Source organism: Sulfitobacter sp. HGT1, assembly GCF_013282155.1.
GTDB lineage: Bacteria > Pseudomonadota > Alphaproteobacteria > Rhodobacterales > Rhodobacteraceae > Sulfitobacter.
This window is the reverse complement of sequence record NZ_BLWI01000001.1, coordinates 118,836-139,566: the sequence shown is the minus strand read 5'-3', so window position 1 is coordinate 139,566 and position 20,731 is coordinate 118,836. Positions and strand designations below refer to the sequence as shown.

13 protein-coding genes are annotated in these 20,731 nt (G+C 56.7%); 6 read left to right on the top strand and 7 right to left on the bottom strand.

The window, feature by feature from the left end; all coding sequences use genetic code 11:
* The first annotated feature begins 147 nt into the window (after positions 1-147).
* Positions 148-1,197 (top strand): glycosyl transferase family 90, encoded by a 1,050-nt coding sequence (locus HGT1_RS00630; protein ID WP_176248044.1) that lies wholly within the window; start codon positions 148-150, stop codon positions 1,195-1,197.
* Positions 1,194-2,171 carry an NAD-dependent epimerase/dehydratase family protein gene (locus HGT1_RS00625; RefSeq protein ID WP_176248043.1) on the top strand — a complete coding sequence of 326 codons (978 nt, stop codon included), beginning with the start codon at positions 1,194-1,196 and terminating at the stop codon, positions 2,169-2,171. Before HGT1_RS00630 ends, HGT1_RS00625 begins: the two co-directional genes overlap by 4 nt.
* Here HGT1_RS00625 and HGT1_RS00620 read toward each other — a convergent pair.
* Both HGT1_RS00620 and HGT1_RS00615 read right to left on the bottom strand, forming a co-directional pair.
* Positions 2,157-2,951, bottom strand: coding sequence for an SDR family oxidoreductase (locus HGT1_RS00620; RefSeq protein WP_176248042.1), 795 nt, complete (start codon positions 2,949-2,951; stop codon positions 2,157-2,159). The genes HGT1_RS00625 and HGT1_RS00620 overlap by 15 nt on opposite strands.
* The gene (locus HGT1_RS00615) at positions 2,948-4,108 is read right to left on the bottom strand and encodes a capsular biosynthesis protein (protein ID WP_176248041.1); all 1,161 of its coding nucleotides are present in this window, start codon (positions 4,106-4,108) and stop codon (positions 2,948-2,950) included. The genes HGT1_RS00620 and HGT1_RS00615 overlap by 4 nt, the downstream gene beginning before the upstream one ends.
* 253 nt (positions 4,109-4,361) lie before the next feature.
* Here HGT1_RS00615 and HGT1_RS00610 point away from each other — a divergent pair, with 253 nt between their 5' ends.
* Entirely contained in the window at positions 4,362-5,201 is an 840-nt protein-coding gene (locus HGT1_RS00610) for a class I SAM-dependent methyltransferase (RefSeq protein ID WP_176248040.1), read from the top strand.
* 9 nt (positions 5,202-5,210) lie between these two features.
* Here HGT1_RS00610 and HGT1_RS00605 read toward each other — a convergent pair whose 3' ends face one another.
* From HGT1_RS00605 to HGT1_RS00585, 5 genes are read right to left on the bottom strand one after another with little or no spacing between them, the layout of a single operon-like run.
* Positions 5,211-7,001 (bottom strand): glycosyltransferase, encoded by a 1,791-nt coding sequence (locus HGT1_RS00605; protein WP_176248039.1) that lies wholly within the window; start codon positions 6,999-7,001, stop codon positions 5,211-5,213.
* A gap of 22 nt (positions 7,002-7,023) precedes the next feature.
* Positions 7,024-8,187 (bottom strand): UDP-galactopyranose mutase, encoded by a 1,164-nt coding sequence (locus HGT1_RS00600; RefSeq protein WP_176248038.1) that lies wholly within the window; start codon positions 8,185-8,187, stop codon positions 7,024-7,026.
* Positions 8,180-8,980, bottom strand: coding sequence for a hypothetical protein (locus HGT1_RS00595; RefSeq protein ID WP_176248037.1), 801 nt, complete (start codon positions 8,978-8,980; stop codon positions 8,180-8,182). The genes HGT1_RS00600 and HGT1_RS00595 overlap by 8 nt, the downstream gene beginning before the upstream one ends.
* Before the next feature lie 55 nt (positions 8,981-9,035).
* Positions 9,036-10,355: an aminotransferase class I/II-fold pyridoxal phosphate-dependent enzyme gene (locus HGT1_RS00590; RefSeq protein ID WP_176248036.1), complete on the bottom strand. Its 1,320-nt coding sequence runs from the start codon at positions 10,353-10,355 to the stop codon at positions 9,036-9,038.
* A complete protein-coding gene (locus HGT1_RS00585) occupies positions 10,352-17,536 on the bottom strand; it encodes a type I polyketide synthase (protein ID WP_255200063.1) in 7,185 nt (2,394 codons plus the stop codon). Before HGT1_RS00585 ends, HGT1_RS00590 begins: the two co-directional genes overlap by 4 nt.
* 432 nt (positions 17,537-17,968) lie before the next feature.
* Between HGT1_RS00585 and HGT1_RS00580 the strand changes: the two genes are divergently transcribed.
* The 3 genes from HGT1_RS00580 to HGT1_RS00570 all read left to right on the top strand — a co-directional run bounded on the left by HGT1_RS00580 (position 17,969) and on the right by HGT1_RS00570 (position 20,684).
* Positions 17,969-18,727: an ABC transporter permease gene (locus tag HGT1_RS00580; RefSeq protein WP_176248034.1), complete on the top strand. Its 759-nt coding sequence runs from the start codon at positions 17,969-17,971 to the stop codon at positions 18,725-18,727.
* Complete coding sequence (locus tag HGT1_RS00575; RefSeq protein ID WP_255200045.1) at positions 18,700-19,374, top strand: ABC transporter ATP-binding protein; 675 nt, start codon at positions 18,700-18,702, stop codon at positions 19,372-19,374. Before HGT1_RS00580 ends, HGT1_RS00575 begins: the two co-directional genes overlap by 28 nt.
* Positions 19,375-19,625: 251 nt before the next feature.
* Positions 19,626-20,684: a hypothetical protein gene (locus tag HGT1_RS00570; protein WP_176248033.1), complete on the top strand. Its 1,059-nt coding sequence runs from the start codon at positions 19,626-19,628 to the stop codon at positions 20,682-20,684.
* Positions 20,685-20,731: the final 47 nt, after the last annotated feature.

Below are 20,731 nucleotides of genomic sequence, written 5' to 3'. Positions count from 1 at the left end.
CTTGCATCGCTGGCCGCGCGCCGCATAATGCAACCGAACGGATGACCTGACGCATCCCCTACTTCAGGCTGACGGTGATCCGAAAAACATTAAACGGATATTATTTAACGGTCACGAAAGCTGCCAACATTAGGATCATAACCAAGATTGAAAGCCCTTTTTAACTATTGGCAGGCGCGGGAACCCGCATCTGCAAAGCCAACAAAATCCGGACCTTCAGAAGCAATTGAAACGCTCGAACACGGTCTCTCTGAAAAGGTGAAACTGGCGACTGGTTTTCAGGGGCAGGTTTTCTGGCGCGCTGACGACAGCCTTATTCCCGGTCTGGACGTGCGTATCGCGCGTGACGGCCATGATTATGTCCTGCATGTCCCTAAAATGGGGCCGCAGGACGATCGGCGACGCCTGATCGTTGAAAGGGCACCAACTGCGATTGGATGGATGTATCTGGCCGGATCGGACATGACCGAAGTCAGGTTTCATCTTTCGGACGGGCAGCTTCCCTCGCTTGCGCAATGTTCGTTTTCATCCTGCGACCCGACCAAAGTTCTGGTCCCGGATTTCTATTTCTTCCGCGACCATGGCTATCAGAATATTCGCGACTGGATGGCGCGGGGGCAGACACCCTGGAAGGACCGCAGCGACGACCTGGTCTGGAGAGGCCGTTTGACGGGGGCCGGGATATTCTCGGTTGATCCTGCGCAGAAAGACAATCCCCTGATACGCCAGCGGCTTCGCATGGCGCTGCACGCAAAAGACACCGCGCTTGATTTTCGCTTTGTCAGCGCGATCACACCGCTCGAAAAACATATCCTTGGCACTGCGGGTTTTATGGCCGACCGGATCGAGGCGCGGACATGGGGCGGACGGAAATTCGCCATCGACATCGACGGGTTTTCCAACACCTGGGACAACATGTTTCAACGGCTTTTGATGGGGAATTGCGTGCTTAAGGTGGAAAGCCAAATGGGGTTTCGCCAGTGGTATTATGACCGGCTGCGACCTTACGAAAACTTTGTTCCGGTGAAAAAGGATTTATCCGATCTGGCAGGGCAAATCGACTGGGTTCTGGCGAATGACGACAAAGCCCAAGAGATTGCGCGCGCAGGACAACAGCTTGCCGAAAGCATGACTTGGGACGCCGTGGTCGGCGAAACCACAGACCGTCTTCGCACGCTTGCGGGGCTGCCTGCATGATGTCGCTTGCGGGGAAGAAATGCATCGTGACGGGCGGTGCCGGATTTGTCGGCACGCATCTGACAAGGGCACTGCTGCATCAGGGCGCTATTGTCACTGTGGTGGACGATCTTTCAACGGGGCACCACGACATTGCTGCGCAGCCCACAGGCGGCCAAGGCAACGCGTGTTTTATCAAGCATGATATTTCCAGCCCCATAGATCTGCACGGCGATGTCTTGTTTAATCTCGCCTGCCCCGCATCGCCGAAACATTACCAGCGTGATCCGTTGCAGACCTGGAAAACCTCTGTTCTGGGGGCGATGCATCTGGGCGAGATGGCCGTCGAAAACGGTCTGATCTTTGTCCAGGCGTCGACCAGCGAAGTGTACGGCGACCCCCAAGTACATCCCCAGTCAGAAACATATTGGGGGAATGTCAGCACCCAAGGTATTCGCGCCTGTTATGACGAAGGCAAACGCGCCGCCGAAACCTATCTGACGGACCTCGCGCGGGTTAAAGGTCTTGATCTGCGCATTGCGCGTATTTTCAACACTTATGGCCCGGGAATGGCGTTCGACGATGGGCGTGCGGTATCGAATTTTGCGATCCAGGCGCTGCAAGGCAATCCGCTTACGGTGTTCGGTGACGGCACCCAGACACGGTCGCTTTGCTACGTTGATGATCTGGTCGACGGGCTTATCGCCATGGCGCGAACCCCAAGCGCGCGCGGCGAGATCATGAACCTGGGCAATCCTCGCGAATATACCGTGCGTGAGATTGCAGAGATGGTTTTGGACGTGGCCGGCCTTGATGGCGCTTTGGAGTTTGGGCCGTTGCCCCAGCATGACCCAATGCGGCGCTGCCCTGATATTGCCAAAGCAAGGCATACCCTTGGATGGGGTCCGAAGATCGAAATTCACGAAGGGTTGTCGATGCTGATCGCCGATTTCAAAGCCCGCCTGGCCGCCGGAGAAACCCTAGCCCCGCTCTGAAGGTGGGGCATTGCGCACCTGAAACCGGAACGGTTGATTGATTTTCGCGCGCAGCCGCCAAGGCAGGATTGCCAAACATGCCAACCCCAAGCGAAATGTCCACGGAAAGTTGATTTCGCTTTTTCCGCGCCTGATGCCTGTGACGATCCGGTCTGCCGCGACCTCGGCTGGGATCAGACCGGGCATCGCGCCGATATGTTGCTGCGCCTGCCGCGTGGCGATGTGGCCGGGGTGAACAAGGGTCACGCGCACCTTGGACGGCGCAAGATCCTCGCGCAATGCGCGCGCGAAAGTCGTGACACCGGCCTTGCTTGCGGAATAGGTCGGCGCGTCTGCATGGGCCGCAAAACTTGCCAACGAACTGACAAAGACAATGTGACCATGGTTTTGGTCGCGCATCTTCTGGGCGACCGTCAGGGCGGTCACAACGGCGCTGGTTAAATTCGTCCCTATCAGAGCAGCGGCGCGGGCAGGCGTTTCCAACGCGCCATCCTCACCCTTACCGTCAAAAATGCCCGCATTGAGAATAAGCATATCAATTGGCGATTGCGCGTAAATGGTATCGATCCATTCTGTGACGCTTGGGGTGTCAGCCACATCGACGCCTGCCCAGGCAACGGTGCTTCCCAAAGCGATCAACGCCTCTGAAAGCGCGCTCACCTCCGAGATATCGCGCGCGCATAGATCAAGGTGGATGCCCTGACCCGCCAGCCGCCTTGCAAGGGCCGCGCCAAGCCCGCGTGATGCGCCGGTGATCACAATGTGCTGCTGTGGTTTCATGATGCGGGTTTCCAGTCAGGGCTGTCAGACAGGTCGATCCCCAACGCCCTTGCCCGCGCCAGACGCGGTGGCGGGGAGACATAGAGGCCGGCTTCGTGCAGCTCAGTGGCCTCAAGACGGGCGACGGCATTTTCAACGAATGCGGCGCGCCCGCTGCGCCCATAGACAGTACCGCGCACATGGATGCCCTTGCCGATCGCGCGAATAAAAATTTCCAGAAAAGCAGGATCAGGTGGCACCGGATTTTCCCAAAAACCGTCTAGCGCCCCTTGGTACGTCAGCCCGTCGATATCATATACCGCGACGCCCATGACCTTGGTCGGGACGTTTTCTTTTATCGCCCGCAGCCCCATGGTTGAGTTGATGACAACGCAGCCTGAAACCATCCCGAACAAAGCCGTCAGATCCCCGCCATCCAGAAAATGCACCCGATCAGCCAGCCCGAGAGAGCGGGCCATTTCGGGTATCCGCCGCCCCCAATTCTCAAGCCCGTTGTCCATGGGATGCAGCTTGAAGATCAACCGGGCGTTTGCGGGGGCCGCATTTTGAAAGCTCTCCATCACCTCGCGGATAAAGCCATGCTGATACCCCGGCGGGGCGTTGTCGCGCAGTTGATAGTCATTTTGCATTTGCAACGGGACCAGAAATTTCGGCGCATCGACTCCGCGCAGGTGGTTGGTCAACCTGTTTGCCGGTTTCGCTGCAAATGCGCGGCGGATCAGACGCGGGACATAGGAAGAAAATTCGCGGATCACCGGATAGTACCGATCAGGGGCGTAATTCGGTGTCAAAAGCCATGCAAGAAACGCATTTGAAAGATGGAAACCGGTTTCCAAGACTGCCTCTGTCACTTCGGGGATTTCGTGAAGCTGCGCCATCTCGAAACCGGCAATCGCTTTGGCACGGTCGCGGATGAACTGGTTCGAGTTCGGGAAATGCGAATAGGTCGATTGCCCCCCTTCTTCGAGGATAAGCCAGTCCGGCCGCAGATAGCCGTATTCCATCGACACGGGCCGCACGCCCATCCCTCGCGCCACGTCCTGCGCGATGCGGTGATATGGAAAGCGGTCTGCGAAATAGACGATATCGGTTGCGCCTTGCGCTCTCAGATGTGCTGCCAGAAACGCGGGCCATTGTGCCAGACTGCCCCTGTACATCAACGTGTCGCGTCCGTGCCAAAACAGTAAGTCCCCCGGACACAGGTTTATTTTCAATACCCTATGCCCGCGCGCCATCAATGCCTGACCAAGATCACGCATCACCGGGGACGTTGGCCCCTGTAAGAAAACAAAGCTGCGCTTTGACTGTGACACCCCCTCGGATTTGAACTCGGTAACCATGTGGCCTTCTCATTGCGAGCTTCCCGGCTTGAAGCTATTGAAGGGGTAGTAATCATGAAAAGAGCTTTGGATGCCAGACTTTCTTCGCGCGCAATCGACCCCGATCAAGCGACTTTTCGGCTTTGGCTTTCACCTTTTTGATCTGGTTGCGTATGAGGTTTTATACCGCCTGTCGCCCGCACGAAAACACTGGTTCTTTAACGGGGGCTACCTGCCTTTTGATCCGGATTTTGTCGAATACCCCGAATTTCCCGGCGAAGCACATTGCGCGATGATGTATCATCAGGCCGGAAGAACCCAGATCAAAGAGCTGGGCATTCACCCCAAAGATATCCTTGATGTCGGGTGTGGCCAGGGCGGTGGTCTGGTTCTTCTTTCACGCCTGTTTCCTGAGGCAAACCTGACGGGAACCGAGCGTAGCCTGTCCGCCGTTGCCCTTGCCCGCAAACGCACCGCGCCACTGGTCACGGCAGATATCCAAAGAGGCAAATCAAATCGCATCGCGTTTGAACCGGAAAGTTTTGATCTGGTGATAAGCGTCGGCGCACCGACCTATTTTGGATTGACGACTTTTGTTCAAGAAGCGGCAAAAGTGCTCCGCCCTGGCGGGGTTATCTCGTTGAGCGGAGGATACCGACAGGGCAATCACAGGGAAATCGAAGGCGAATTGCGCACAGCCGCTTTGGCTTCGGGGCTGGATTTCATCAGCTACAAAGACATCACCCCCAACACCTTCGCATCCCTCAAGGCAGACCTGCCCAGACGTGAAATCGTGCTTGCAAAAGTACCGTGGCCGTTCAGCCTTTATGCGCACAAATGGGCGGATATGCCGGGCAGCCGGGAATACGAAGAATATGAAACCGGCTTGCGCGCAGATTTTGCAGCTGTCTTGAAAAAGCCCGATAGCTAATGGGTCGCATCAGGGCTGATCAATGCCAAAAACCTTGCGCCACGTCTCTTGGCTGCGCAGGCTTTCAAGCTGGGCAGCATAGGTTGTTGTCATTTCCTTGTGCCGCAACTGGTGTCGCAAACACACGTACAGGGTTTTGAAAAACAGACGCCAAAGCTCAAACAGGTTGCTTTGGTAAAGGGTAAATTCGGTGCCATCGGGATTGCGACAGGCCAGATAGTCGCGCGCACCGACCGCCGTGGCCTGCGGCATTGTCTGAAACCGCAGCGGCTTGCGACGTGGCAAAAGCCGCGACAGGTGCAAGGTGACAAAACCCTTCACAGACATTTTGACCATCGCCAGAACCGATGGATCAAGTGGCACCAATGTCCCTTCCTCGCTTTCCGGCATCGCCTCCGCCGCATAGACCTTTGGCTCAGGAATACCCTTGAGCCAGGATAGCAAGGCTTGGTGGCGGGTGGTTTCATCAACGGCAAAAGACACGCGCGGGTCTTCGATGGCATCCGAAATAGCCTTGAGCAAGGTCTCCACCGACCGGTATTGGTGCTTGAGCAAAACGCTCAGGCAGTACCCCAGCAGATAAAGCGTGTCGGGCGGGGCCGCAGTGTGCGGGTGCAAAACTCCCAGCAAAAGACGGTTGCGCAGGTCGTAATACAGCAACCAATCGCTTTGCTTGTAGGCAAAGCTTTCGTGCCAGACCACGCACCCCGGCAACGGGATCGTTTTGACACCTGCCGCGGCCATGCGGCTGCCATATTCGATGTCGTCACCACGAATAAAAAGCCGCGGTGGCAGGCCGATGGCGCGGATCACATCGGTGGGAATGGTACAAAACCACCATGCATTATAGTCGATCAACGGAGTTTCGTTGAAAAACGCCAGCCCTTGGGGGGTATCCATCCGAAGGTGATGGCCAAGGGATTCCACAAACCAAAGCGGATGCAACCGCCCGCCAGCCTCGTGCAACCGGGTCGGGGTCTCAATCTCCAGCATCTGCCCGCCAAGCGCCAGAGCCTCGTGACAATACCCCAAAAACAGCGCGATCCGGTCGAGCATTCTGGGATCAAGGACGATATCGTCATCCATCAATACATGATGCGTCGTCGGATCTTCTGCGGTTATGCTTTCCAGCATACTGCGCGCAAAACCACCGCAACCGCCCAGGTTGGGTTGCTCAAGAACGTTCACAAAGTCCAGATTGGCATTCTCTAGCAGGTCCGGATCGGTAAACGAGGCCCCCTGATTGATGACCCAAATGCGATCAATGGCGGGCGTTTTTGCGCGCTGCTGAACCAGCGCTTCAACCGTCCGCGCCAAAAACGGTTCTCGGTTGAATGTACACAACCCGATCGAAAGCGTCGCGGTGCGGAGCGGGGCGGTGTCCGTGACCCAGCCAAGCATCGAAATGCGCGTCTTGGTATCGGCCTTGAGCGTGAAAGTCAGCCGCACCGTGTCTTCGGGCAGGTCGTTCAGCCAGATGATATGCTGCCCTGAACCCGACCACCGTGCAATTTGCACCGGCCCTTGTTCAGCGTGGACCGCAAAGATTTCAATCGAAACTGCCGCATCCGACTGAACCCTAAGGCCGATATTGCCGATGCTTGTGTGCTGGCCCCAGACATGGGTGAACAGCGCGTTAAGGTATGTGTCGGTTGAAAGCAGTTCATTTGCCTTCAGGGTCCACGGCAGGTCGCCCCGACACCCCGGCGCGGTGTCCGGTTCGTTCAGATACAGCGTTGGCGGGCGATCAAAGTCAGGCGCGATAACATTCTGGATGGCATAGGCTTCAACGTTACTCATCAAATCAAGTTTACTCATTAAATTACATTTCGTGTACGAATGCGTCGGGTTTTCTATCCTGCGCAAATGCAGTTTCGATATGTTCTGCTACATCAAATGCGCGTGCGATTGAAACATCCATATCGAGATACGCATAGGTCCCCAATCGCCCCGCAAAGGTAACGCCAGACGTCGCGTTTGCGAGGCTGACATAGCTGTCGAGCATCGCCATATCATCGACCAGACGCACAGGATAATAAGGGATATCTCCGGCTTTGGCAGTCTCGCTGAACTCCGTGTAAATCACCGACTTGTCAAATTTCCCGGCCTCCCAAGGGGCGAAATACATATGCTCTGTAATGCGGGTGAACGGCACGTCCACATCGCAATAATTCAGCACAGCGGTCCCTTGATAGGGCGCATCCTTTACCTCTTTTTCGAAGCGCAAAGTCCGATATGCCAGCCGCCCAAGCGTGTGATCAAAATACCGGTCCAAAGACCCGGTATAGACAACGTGATCATACCCCGCATCGCCATCAAGATTTTCAGCAGTCGTAGACAGACGGACAACGATGTTCGGGTGATCAAGAATGGAGTCCACCGCCGCTGTGTATCCGTCGCGCGGGATGCCCTGAAACCCGTGGGCGAAATAGTTGTCGTCATAGGTAAAGCGCAGCGGCAGGCGTTTGAGGATGGAAGCAGGCAGGCGTTTGGGTTCTAGCCCCCACTGCTTGAGCGTATAGCCCCGGAAAAATGCTTCGTAGATATCACGCCCCACAAATTTGAGCGCCTGTTCTTCAAATGTTGTGGGGTCGTCGACATCGCATTCGGCAAGCCCCTGAACAAAGGTTTGCGCCTCTTTGGGGGACATCGAAGTCGAAAAGAACTGGTTGATCGTGTGCAGATTGATCGGCATCGAAAAGATCTTGCCGCCGACATTTGCACGCACTTGATGGCGGTAGGGCATCATCTCGCAGTGATGGTTGATGAACTCCCAGACGCGCGCATTATCCGTGTGAAAAATATGCGGCCCATAAACATGGACCATCACACCGGTTTCTTCATCACGCGCGGTATGGCAATTGCCGGCAACATGGCCCCGCTCGTCAATCACCGTCGCCATATGCCCCGCTTCGGCCAGTTTGCGTGCGACCACCGCGCCGGTAAACCCCGCACCAACAATCAGGATATTCTTCGGCTTAAGCATTCAGGCTTTCCTCCATCAATCGTGCGGCAAAGCTTCCCTCGGGAAGGCCGGCGTTGAACCTGCGTTTGAAAGCGCTGTTCCACAGGTGAATTGCACCGGTTTCCGGCGATAAAGAGGCCACAAAAGCCGCGTCCTGCTCTCCGAACCGGTCGACGTCTTGAAAGAATACCGGATAGAAATGATGGCTGGGTCTGACACTTGGAAAGACCTTCCGCTTTTGCGCGTAGTAGGTTAGCGCGACCGGCCCCACAGTTGCATAGGTGACCGCGCCGGGGAAAAATGGTTTGCCTTGCAGTTTTTCCAACACCCGTCTTTCAAGGTCTTTCGAAATCCAGGGCGGCATTTTATAGGGCCGCGAAGTCAGCTTTACGAGATCTTTCGTGAGCGGCGATTTCGGCGGAAGCTTCATCAAGGCATTGCCGACAAGGTTTTTTTGCCACGTCGCCAGCGGGTCCGGGTTTTCGGGCGTTTCCCAAGCCAGGATCATGGGCGGCGACAGGTCCATCTCGCGCAGGAAATACATATCGCTATCCATCCACACGCCGCGCTGTTGTTGCTGGGAACGGTAACGGAAAGCATCCGAAAAGGGTGCAGAAGACCCAAAGCGGCCGGGCTGGTCCACGCCATCGTAGAAAAAGATTTCATCTTCGGGGACAACCGTGCGCGCATCTTTATGCACCACGCCTTGGGGAAGGTTTGGAACCTCGCCATAGCTGTACAGATGCACCTCGTGACCGCAGCGCACCGCCGATTTAAGGCAGGCAACCGAAAGCCAATCAAGGTCTCCGGACATCCAAAGTGTCAGAAGGGGGGGACTTGTTCCAACCATATCGTATTTATTGAACTTCCTAATTGATGTCAGCCAAAGGGCTGTTGCGCAGCTGCGCCAAGAGATTGGCGGTTTCCGCCAGCGCATGGGAAATCTGCGCCTCGGTGTGGTCGCAGGTCAGAAAAAACCGCAATCGCGCGGCGTTCATCGGCACGCCCGGAAAGGCGATGGGCAGCACATGTATGCCGCGCTCCAACAGCTTCATGCTGAGCGTCACGGCGATGGCCGAATTGCCTATGATAACGGGGATGATAGACGATCCGATACTTGTCCCCGTATTGAGCCCGTGGGCGGCGGCACTTTCCAAGAAAAACCTGCCGAGCGCATGGAGTTTCGCGACCCTCTCGGGCTCTGCCGTCATGATCGAAAGGGAACAGGCTGCCGCAGCAGCAAGCGGCGGCGACAGGGCCACAGAATACACCGACCCCGGTGCCTCGTATTTGATGATGTCAATCAGTGCGGCACTGCCCGCCACGTACCCGCCTGTCGATCCTAGCGTTTTGCTTAGCGTGCCCATCCAGATATCAACTTCGGTTCCGGCCACGTTGTAAACTTCACGAATGCCTTTTCCCGTGGCTCCGACACAGCCAAGACCATGGGCCTCGTCCACCATCAGCCAGAACCCGAACTGCGCCTTCAGGGCAAGCAAACGCTTAAGGTCGGGGATGTCGCCATCCATCGAATAATGGCCTTCAACCACAACCAGCGTTGCGCGGTATTGGCCTGCATTTTCCTCCAGCAGGGCTTCTAGTGCATCCAGATCATTGTGAGGAAAGCTGCGGCGGGACGCGGCGGATAATTCGGCCCCCACCGAGGCACTGTTGTGAATATACGCGTCATAGATAATCAGGTCGTCTTTTTGCGTGATTGTCGAAATGACCGACACATTGGTCGCGTGCCCCGACACAAAAGTCATGGCATCTTCGACGCCGTAATGACGGGCCAGCGCCGTTTCCAGTTCCCGGTGTATCGGGCGTTGCCCCCCGGCAAGACGGCTGGCCGAAGCAGAGACCCCATAGCGATCAATCGCATCCTTGGCGGCATTGCCGGGCCGGGGATCAGCATTAAGCCCGAGGTAATCGTAGGACCCGAAGTTCAAGACGTCCCTGCCCTCAAAATCGCTGACCACAGACGGTCGCCCCTCAAGCTGGCGGAACGTCGGGTCCCCGATGCCATGTGCCGAAGACATCTGGCGCAGAACCTGACGCTCTTTATAGCCCGCCGCCGCATCAAAGGCGGGGCTTTTGGTCGGGCTGGGGCTTGCTTGGCCCATGCCACGGACAGCGCTAAGCGCGCGGGCACGGTCGGCAGCAGAAAGGGGAGGTTTACGGGATCTCATTGGGCCCCACCGCTTGCTTTGATGTGGTCCACAAGCATGGTGGCGATCCCCTCAATCGTAGAGTCGTCCCCCAAGGCCGACATCGGAAGATCGTCCCCCAACGTGTCCTGCGTCGCAAGGCCCAACTCGACCCCCATCAGCGAATCCATCCCGTATTCTGCCAGTGGCCGCGTGGAAGAAAGAGATTTGGCCGAGACCCGCAAAATCCCCGCGATTTCGGCCTTGAGAAACTCGGTTGTTCGTTTCACCGCTTTCGCATGGCTTAGTGTCAACAAATCAGCACGCAGGGTGCCCGAGTTTTGCCCCTGACCGGATGACACGGCCAGTCTGTGCAGGCGCTCGTGACTTGGATGACCCAGCACGGAGAGCTGACCCAAAGCGCTTGCCCACCCCATCTGGGTAAGTGTGACGCAAGGGTCAGGCAAGGGCTGCTCCAGAAGGCGCGTTAATGCGCCCAACGCCACTGCCGCCGGGAACCGTAGCTTGCCCGTTACCTGATACAGCATCTTCGACAGTGCCTCGTCCCGAGCCACATATCCAACATCCGTAATCGCGCCAAAGCCCACGGCGAGCCCTGCCAATCCATCCGCCACCCGCCGTTTGATCACCGCCTCTTGATAGGCATTTGCCGCGACATAAGCGGATTGCCCAATGTTCCCGACAAGCGTCGCCAGCGACGTAAACGCAACAAAGGCCTGAAGATCGTCCGACCGGGTCGCCTGATCAAGGTTATCCGTCCCAAGGGTTTTCACCGTTAGCACCTGATCCAGATAGGCGGCGTCGATGTCCTGAAGCCGACGATCCTCCAAGACCATCGCGGTATGATAAACGCCTGCCAGTGGTGCATCGCGGCGCAATGCGTCCAGAGCCGACAACAGGGTCGGCTTGTTTGTGATATCACATGCAATAATCCGCACTTCCGCACCATCGCTGCGCAATTTTTCGATGCGCGTGGCGACGTCGTCAGCAGGGTTGCCAGACCGGCTGAGCAGCGCCAACCGCTTGGCACCCCGTTGCCGAAGAATTTCAGCCCATTCAAAGCCAAGACCACCCAAGCCGCCCGCGATGACATGCCACCCGTCGGGGCGTGCCATAAACATTGGAGATTGAGCAGGTTCCGATGACGCCAGACTGCCGACGTTTGGCGGGGTCACGACAACCTTGCCGATCTGCCCCGACCGTTGCATGAGCCGGAAAGCCTCTGCCACATCCTCCGCCTCAAAAACCGTCATCGGCAAGGGGGGATACTGGCCATCCGCCACATGGGCCATCACATCTTTCAGGACAGCCTTTGCAATCTCCGGACGGTCGGCCAGCAAGCTGTCGACGTCAATCCCGTGGTAGGAAATATTGTCCTTGAGGGCGCGTAAACCGACAGATGTATTTGCGTAATAGTCCTGTTTGCCAAGCTCCAGAAAGCGTCCGTAGGGCCGCAGCAATCCCAGACTTGCCTCCATCGCGGGGCCGGCAAGCGAATTCAGGACAACGTCCAAACCCCGACCATCAGTGATTTCGCGGATCTGGCTGACAAAGACCATGTCCCGGGATGACAAGACATGATCCACCCCCAGTTCAGCCAATAGGTTTTGTTTCACAGGGCTGCCCGCCGTCGCGATGACGCGCGCCCCAACGCGCTGCGCCACGGCAATGGCGGCAAGGCCAACACCACCGGCACCACCGTGGATCAAGACCGTTTCGCCCTCCCCAAGTCGCGCGAGATAGTCCAGCGCGTATTGGGCGGTGAAATATGAAACCGGCAATGTTGCCGCCTGATCAAGGGGCAGATCAGGCGGGACGGCGGTAACCCAACTGTCTTCGATCACCAGATGCGTGCCAAAGGACGATGGCCCGAAAGCGATCACAGGGTCCCCGACGGCCACCTTTGAGACGTCAGCACCAACGCGCACCACTTTACCCGCACATTCCAACCCAAGGGTCGCGCCGACAAATCCGGCCTCCAAGGCTTCTTCGGGCAGCAAGCCCAATGCCCACATGACATCGCGATAGTTCAGCCCGGTTGCCGCGACTTCGACCTCGACCTCATTCGAACCCAGCTTTGCCCGCTGGGTTTGTTGCCACGACAATCCGTTCAGACGCCGCGAACCGAGGCACGCCAGTGTCAGGGATGTATCCTCGTCCGAAGCGCGGCCAGGCGCGGGCTTTGGCAGCCCCAGTTCAACACGCAAGCCCAGTGTGGTGTCGGACCTCAAAACAATCTCGGTTTCAGCTGGTGCAGATCGGGCAAGCGCGCGAAGCGCTTTCAACAGACCTGTCGCATCATCCAGATCGCACGCATCAATCACAGTGATCTTGAGCGCAGGATATTCGTTCGATATGGTGCGCAGGCTGCACCACAATGCAAATTGTTCCGGATCGGCAGGCTGCGCGCCATGAAACTGCGCCCCGTTGGGCAAGGCAACAATGACCGGACGGCCAGCTTGGGCAGCTTCCAGAACCACCGCCTTCAAACACAGCAAGCTTTCAGCCAGCGTGGCTTTTGCGCCCTGTGGTCGTTTCACCAACACAGGTGCAGTGTCATCGGCGGGGGTAACCTGCTCAAGACTGTGCCAAGCCGTTTGACACGGGCCATAAAGGCTTTGCCAAACATCGAGCCACGGGTCGGCCCCGCTTGCCAGATCAATCTCGTCATCGGCGGCAGCGGCAGGCAATCGCGCCAACAAAAGATCGCCACCGGCTGCGTCATCAGGAAGCGCAAAACGCTGCATTGGCACCCCGAGGTGCTGTTCATACCGCTGCTGAAGGCGCTCTGTCCTTGGTGCCTGATCGGCGGGGTGCAGCGTGGTCACGCATGCGGCCTTAGCAAGTGCGGGCAGGCTTTGGTTCAGGATCAAGACTGCGCCGCCTGCATTGACCGCGCTTCGAAGCCAAGCTTCCGCATCCGGTTTCACAAGGGTTGCAGGGGCCAGCACGACGACGATATCAAAGCCCGCCGCGCTATCCCATGGGACCGACGCGAATTCAGTTTGTTCCGAAGCCCCCTCAAAAGAGGGTCTGCGGATTTCAACGATTTCCAGACCCGGATGGGAGCCCTGCACCGCATGTAACGCCGAAAGGTCATGACCCACGACGCCGACACGCACACGGTTTTCACAAGGCACCGAGCCTATCAGCCCTTTCACCGCAATCCTCAATATCCGGGCGGCCTTTGGGTGCATGTTCCCCAAGGTTTTCAGCGCTTCACGTCCATAAAGCGTTTCAGGTTCGGGCAAGGCCCCTGCCCCGGTCGCCAAGACCTGTCGCAGTGCATCCGGGAGACGCAACAAAACGGAAAGGTCGGAGACCAGATCAGGGCGTTCTTCCAATAGGCCATGGGCAATGTCGTTGGATTCCGGAAGCTCGGATACCTTGGACAGGTGCCACTGGTCAGGCACATCGTCAGGAACGGCAAGATCCAAGGCGGCCAGCATTCCCAGTAACGTTTGCTCTGCCCGATGCTGAGGGTGGGCGATTTTGTAAACGCCGTCGTCGTCTGCGTGTTCACGCACCACAGACCAGATTGCCTGATGCGTTGCTGCGGTCAAAAGCAGATTACTATCGTCGGCCTCTGCCTGAGGTGTCACTGCCTGCGCAATCGACGCCACAACGGCCCCGTCATCCAGTGCTGCGACACAAGGTAGGATCGGGCGGGCCGTGACATGATAGGCGTGCTGGTCAAATTCGACGGGTGCCAGCAAGAACGAAGCTTGCAGGCGCAAACCTTCAAAACACACAACCGGCTGCCCATCGGCGTCAAAACCGGTGACGTCCACAAGCGCAGACTTGGTGCCGACCGTGCGCACCTCAATACGTCCTGTGCTGAGCGCTTCGCCGGGCGCAAATACTTTTATCCGCTCCACACGGATCGGCACAAATCCCATCGCGGCGCGGTCGAAATCCGACCCCCGGCCAATCCCGCTGATCTCAAGAATGCCATGAAGCAAACAATCCATCTGGACAGGATCGACCCCGATCGGGACAAAACCGGGACGCAGGGTTAATCCCTCCGCCAAGACCACCTCGGCCATGCCATTGCCGACACGCACAGCAGCGATGCCTTGAAAGGCGGGGCCATAATTCAGACCACACCGCGCCGCGTTTTCATAGATAAAACGGCCCCGGTTCTCGGCGTCTGTGACGGGCAACGGCGCGCGCGCGCTTGGTGGCGTGGGTGCGGTAGAAAGCACAGAAAACCGCGCCCGCATATTTTCCCTGAACGGTTCCTGACTGAACCGTGCCCGAGAGTGCAGCGCGATCTGACCTGTGGAGCGGTTGGCGGTCATTTGCAGTTCAATCCCTTGGCCACCTGACAAAATCACGGGCGCAACCAGATCCAGATCCGTGATCTCAACCAAGGAATTGCCCGAAACCTGACGCGCTGCGGCAATGGCCATCTCTGCCATGGCAGTGGCTGGTAACAAAACGGTCTCGCCCAGTTTATGATCCTTCAAGGCGGGTATGACGTGTTCATCCAGATCACGTCGCCACACCCCGATATCAGACGCAACCGAAGCCCCGAGAAGGGTGTGATAGCTGCTGTTCAACCCCAGCTGCCGTTGGATTTCAGGGCTGTCGGTCGCCCTGAGCTGGGTGTTTTGCCAAGGATAGCGTGGCAGGTCGATGGCCGGACCCTTGAGGGGGGCAAAGCTTTTGCTTTCGTCAAACGCGCAGCCGCTCAGGACCGCGCGCGCAAAGGCCCGCGCAACGGGGTTCACCCCCTTGGGGTCTGTTTTTGAAAGCGTGCGGGTGACCACGACATCGCCTGTCGCAGCTTTTGCGCTATCGCTGATGTAGCTTGCCAAAACAGGGCTGGCACCGATTTCAAGGAAACAATCAAAGCCAGCCGCAATCGCGCTTTCAACAGCGGATTGGAACAAGACGGGTTGCCGCAGATTGTCACACCAATATCCGGCCCCCAAGTCGGCTCCGGCCACTTCGTACCCTCTGGTGCACGAGAAATAGCGGACCAAAGCGTCCGACGGCTGAAAATCCCCCAAGGCATGACGAAACTGCGCCTCGTAAGGGTCCAGCAAGACCGAATGGTAAGGGGAATCCAGATCAAGCTGTACACATGCAAAACGATAGGTTTTTCTTACCCATTTGCCAAAGCGCTGTAGCTCGGGTTTCGGTCCGGTCAGTGTGACGCTGCGCGCGCTGTTGATGGCCGCAATCGCAATCGGAAAATCAGGGTCGGCGTGGTCGAAGACTGCCAAAGCCGCCTCGGCCTCGGCAGCACCTGCCTGCAAGGCGGCCATGCTCCCTTTGCCTTGGATATGTTTTTGATTGGCGCAACGATGGACAATCAGTGAAACTGCTTGCCCCAGCGATAGCGCACCGCTTGCGTGAGCCGCCGCAATCTCACCGCCACTATGGCCCATCACGGCAGCAGGCTTTAGCCCTTTTTCGGCCAAGGATTCAGTCTGGGCGATTTGATCTGCGAACAACAGGCATTGTGCGATATCACCGCTGGGGGTGGTCAGCGCATCCCCGTTTACGCTGTCCATAAGCGACCAACCGGCGATCTGGTTGAATTCCGCGTCGATACGTTCGAACACACGGCGATAGGTCGGGTCGGTTTCCAATGCCAGACGGCACATGCCCCCGTATTGGGCACCGTTGCCAGAATAGGCAAACACCGTTGGCAGACCAGCGCGCCGCGACTCCACCTGCACAAGCCTATGGTCCGGTTGCCCTTTTGCGAAAGCTTGCAGCGCTTCCTTCATAGCCTCCGCCCCGTCGGCCAGAACCGCGAGGCGCTTTTGGTGCAAGCCCCGTCCGGCCCACATCTGATCAACCAGCCCGCCTTGGCAAAATGCCTGCGGGTGATCTGATTTCTCAGCATAGGCTGCGGCAAGCTCTTTCAACCCGCCCTCGCAAAATGCCGACGTCACCACCAGCCTGTCTTGCCGTACCGGGCCCGCAGCTTCGGCAGGCGCTTCGACCGATTGCACAATGCAATGCGCATTCACGCCACCGAAACCAAAAGAACTGACCCCCGCAAGCAGAGTTCCCGTCTCTGGCAGCTTTAGCGCGTCGCGAACGACGACAAGGTTCAACGCGTCAAAATCAATATTCGGGTTCAGTTTTCCCGCGTGCAACGACGCAGGCAGAACCCGATCTTCAAACGCAACCAACGTCTTGAGCAGCCCCACAAGACCCGAAGCGGGTTCAAGATGCCCGACGTTGGACTTGGACGACCCGATTGGCAAAAGCGCGTCGCGCTGTTGCGCAATCGCACGGCTCAATGCGCGCGCCTCGATCGGGTCCCCCACAAGCGTACCTGTGCCATGTGCCTCGATGAAGGACAGCGCGTTCGGGTCAAGCCCGGCCCGCTGATACAGTCCTGACAGCAAACTGAACTGCCCCTCCTCTGAGGGGAGTGCGACGTTCATCGTCTGACCATCTGCGTTTACGTCTGTATCCAGCACAACCGCGCGGGCGCGGCGCGGCACAACATCGGAACGCTGCAAAACAACGGCAACGCAGCCCTCTGCGCGCACATACCCGTCTGCACTGTCGGAAAATGACTGGCACCTGCCCACCTGCGACAACATATGAGCGGCGGAAAAACCGACAAAGCTGCTGGGGTTCAGCAAAAGGTTAACCCCGCCAACAATCGCGGTATCGATCTCGCCCGAGGACAACGCCTTGCTTGCGACGTCCAGCGCAACAAGAGACGATGAACACGCCGTATCGACGACAAAGCTTGGGCCGCGCAAATCAAAAGCGTGCGAAATCCGGTTCGCCACCAAAGACAGGGTGTTGCCCGTCATCATATAGGCGTCTGTCAAGGAAGGATCGCGGCCCAGGATGGTGCCGTGGTCCATGCTGGATGCGCCGACATAGACCCCGACCCGCTGCCCCGCCAAACTTGCAGGATCAATATGGGCATCCTCAAGTGCTTCGAACACAACTTGCATCAACAGGCGCTGCTGCGGGTCTAGTAAGATGACCTCGCGGGGCGAGAGGTTGAAGGCAGACAGGTCAAAGCCCCAGATATCGTCCAATACACCTGCGGCGAAAGTATAGGATTTGCCCTGCGTCCCGGGCTTGGGATGAAGGAAAAGATCATGGTTCCAGCGGTCCTGTGGAACAGAGGTAACAGAACACTTTCCTTCACGCAGAAGCGACCGAAAAGCTTTGGCATCTTTTGCGCCCGGCAGACGACAAGCCTGGCCAATCACATATGTACTCGTATCCACAATAATGATCTCTTTGATGGTTGCCGCTTTTGTCTGTGCCGCCCTGAGTTGCCGAAAGGTTAACTAACTGTCAGCAAGTGGATAACCCCATGGAACGCAAGCAGCAAACAGTTAACGCCGCGCTTACGCTTCATTGCGCAGGTCATGCCGTCAATACCCCATATCGGTTCGCGGGTCGCTGCGTCGCGCTGTTTTTTTCAGCTCTCTTTTCAGAAACCCTACTGCAGAAATTCCAGCTTTGAACGCCGCTGATTTCAGGGCCCTGCATATGGACAAGCAGCACAGGCAACCTTTCAGATGCGCCAGATTCCCCTTGCGCCAGTCGGTCAATTATTTGACTGTCTCCCTCACAGCGGCGACTATCGCTAGAGCCGCTTGTCAAATGCCCGTTTTCGCAACACGTTAGTGAGACAGATGTCGCCACTCGTCACTCATATTAGCGTCATATTTGCACTGGTGCTCCGAGAAGCGCGTGTAAGGCATGGACGGGCACGCATCGGCTATACTTGGGCGATCATTGAACCGGTCTTGCTGATCTCCATTCTGACGTTTCTGTTTCAACTGATCGGAACCGGAGGGCGCAGCGACTTTGCGCTCTTCTTTGCCACGGGCGTCTTATCCTTCCAGCTCTTCCGAAATACCTCGAGCTACATCAGCATGTCGTTCGATCAAAACCGCCCCTTGTTCAACTATCCGATGGTCAAGCCGATGGATGCGGCATTGGCGCGGCTGGTCCTTGATGGGTCGACCCATGCTGTTGTCATTACCCTGGTTCTTTGTTTCCAGATTTTCGCGCTTGGCGCTCCGCCACCCGACAATATTCCGCTGATGTTTCTGACGTTGTTTTTTCTGCTCATGATGGCGTTTGGAGCAGGTGTAAGTCTGGCCGTCATCCGCCGTTTCATGCCCTCCATTTCAAATGTTTACATGGTCATCATGGGGCCTGCGTTCTTTGTATCATGCGTCTTCTTTTCGATTTCCACTGTACCGACACTTTATCGAAGTGTTCTGGTCTGGAACCCGCTCGTACATGGTATCGAAGGGTTCCGCTCAGGGTACTATCATGGCTATCATGATGCCGATGTTGACTTGTTTTACCTGTTTACATGGGTTGTTGTGTTGAACTTTTTTGGATTGGTGGGTGAATGGCTGACACGTTTTCGGAGCGTATGATTGACCTAAACAACGTGTCCAAGACCTATCCCTTGCGGACCGGAAGAAAGGTCATCCTGAAGGGGGCGACCATTTCGCTTCCCTGGCGCAACACCGCGATACTTGGCCGCAACGGTGCAGGAAAATCGACGCTTCTGAGGCTGATTGCGGGCATCGAAAAGCCCGACACCGGCACAACATCCCGCCACAAAACGATTTCCTGGCCGATCGGTTTTCGGGGCAGCTTTCACCACGAGCTAAGCGGCATCGAAAATGTCCGCTTTGTCGCCCGGATCTATCGCCAGAACACCGAAGAGGTCATTGATAAAGTAGAAAGCTTTGCCGAACTCGGGCAGTTTTTCTATGAACCGTTCAAGACATACTCTAGCGGTATGGGGGCGCGCCTTGCCTTTGGATTAAGCATGGCGATCAATTTCGAAGTGTTTTTGATTGATGAAGTGATGGCGGTTGGTGACGAGCGGTTTCAACGCAAGTCAAAGCGCGCCTTTAGTGACCGGCTACCGACGGCAAGGGTGATCATGGTGTCCCATTCGATGCCGGCCCTGCGCGAGCACTGCCAATCCGGTCTGATTGTCGATGACGGCAATCTTATCTACTATGAAGAACTGGAAGGCGCGATCGAACATTACCGGGCACTCAACGCCTAAGACCTCTCACTTTGCGGACCATTGCTCAAATTTGCATTTTCGCATATATTAACCTTACTCTACTTTTGGACGATAACATGTCAGCGGATGCGCCATCATTAGAAGCAGCTTCACCCAAGGATAAGTCCGCTCAGAAAATCCACGTTTTGAACGCCGGAGAGATCAATAGACGGTCACATCGGGCGCAGCGTTTCAGGCGACTTCTGACAATTCTCAGTTTTGTACTGTTTGTAATCCTGCCAACGGGGGTTGTGACCTATTACTACCTCGCAGTTGCTGTTGACCGCTATGTGGTGGAAAGCAAATTCGCGATCAAATCACCGGGGGCATCGGCCCCGACGGACTTGCTTGGCATCATGTCGAGCGTGTCGACCGCGTCTTCGACAATCAGCGACAGCTACATGATCGTAGATTTCATCGAAAGTCGCGATCTGGTTGACCAATTGGAAGCCCGGCTGGATCTGCGCGCCATGTACAGTCAGGAAACAATCGACCCGTTGATGCGCCTAGAGGCAGACAGCACCAAAGAAGATGTGGTGAAATATCTGGCACGGGTTATTTCGATATATTTTGATACGTCTTCGCAAATTATGACGTTGCAGGTGCAGGCATTCTCGCCCGAAGACGCCCAACGGATATCTGCTGCGATCCTCGATATCTGTGATGAACTGGTGAACACCATTTCGGAACGCGCGCGTCAGGACACGATGCGCAGCGCCGAAGGTGAAGTCGCCCGTGTTGAACTGCAACTTGCCGCACACCGTGAAAAGATCGCAGCCTTCCGGCAATCCCAACAGGAGGTAGACCCGACTGCGGCCGCAGGTCAACAGATCCAGCTTTTGGGCAATCTCGAAGGGAAAATGGCAGCCACGAGGGCCCAATTGGGCGCGTTGGCAGGCGTGCTTGACGACGAATCGCCAAGTGTGAAAAGCCTGAAAAGACAGATCGCAGCGATGGGGCAAGAGCTGGAAAGCCAGCGCGCGAAAATGGGATCAGGAACACAAAACGGAGGAGCGACACAAGGCACCGGCCCCACGCTTACCTCTCAGATCGGGGTCTACGAAGACTTGGTCGTGGACCTGGATTTCCTGCAAAGGGCTTATTTTACGGCACTAGCATCACGAGAGGCCGCCCGAATCGAGGCAGATCGTATGCAGCGTTACCTGGCCGCGTTTGTTCAGCCCAGCCTGCCGGAAAAATCGCTCTATCCCAAAAGAACCTCAAATATCTTAATCTTCATTGCGTTTGCGACAATGCTCTGGTCGATTGGCGTCATGCTTGTGTACGTCGTCCGCGAACATAGCTCGTAGAAACTGGAACAGACGTGAAATACCCGACCCTTTGTATATGCCAAACC

What these genes read in the sequence shown, in the direction of transcription:
- HGT1_RS00620 (WP_176248042.1), bottom strand. Translation starts at nt 2,951, where the DNA reads ATGAAACCACAGCAGCACATTGTGATCACCGGCGCATCACGCGGGCTT.
- HGT1_RS00625 (WP_176248043.1), top strand. Translation starts at nt 1,194, where the DNA reads ATGATGTCGCTTGCGGGGAAGAAATGCATCGTGACGGGCGGTGCCGGA.
- HGT1_RS00600 (WP_176248038.1), bottom strand. Translation starts at nt 8,187, where the DNA reads ATGCTTAAGCCGAAGAATATCCTGATTGTTGGTGCGGGGTTTACCGGC.
- HGT1_RS00580 (WP_176248034.1), top strand. Translation starts at nt 17,969, where the DNA reads ATGTCGCCACTCGTCACTCATATTAGCGTCATATTTGCACTGGTGCTC.
- HGT1_RS00595 (WP_176248037.1), bottom strand. Translation starts at nt 8,980, where the DNA reads ATGTCCGGAGACCTTGATTGGCTTTCGGTTGCCTGCCTTAAATCGGCG.
- HGT1_RS00575 (WP_255200045.1), top strand. Translation starts at nt 18,700, where the DNA reads ATGGCTGACACGTTTTCGGAGCGTATGATTGACCTAAACAACGTGTCC.
- HGT1_RS00615 (WP_176248041.1), bottom strand. Translation starts at nt 4,108, where the DNA reads ATGTACAGGGGCAGTCTGGCACAATGGCCCGCGTTTCTGGCAGCACAT.
- HGT1_RS00610 (WP_176248040.1), top strand. Translation starts at nt 4,362, where the DNA reads ATGCCAGACTTTCTTCGCGCGCAATCGACCCCGATCAAGCGACTTTTC.
- HGT1_RS00590 (WP_176248036.1), bottom strand. Translation starts at nt 10,355, where the DNA reads ATGAGATCCCGTAAACCTCCCCTTTCTGCTGCCGACCGTGCCCGCGCG.
- HGT1_RS00605 (WP_176248039.1), bottom strand. Translation starts at nt 7,001, where the DNA reads ATGAGTAACGTTGAAGCCTATGCCATCCAGAATGTTATCGCGCCTGAC.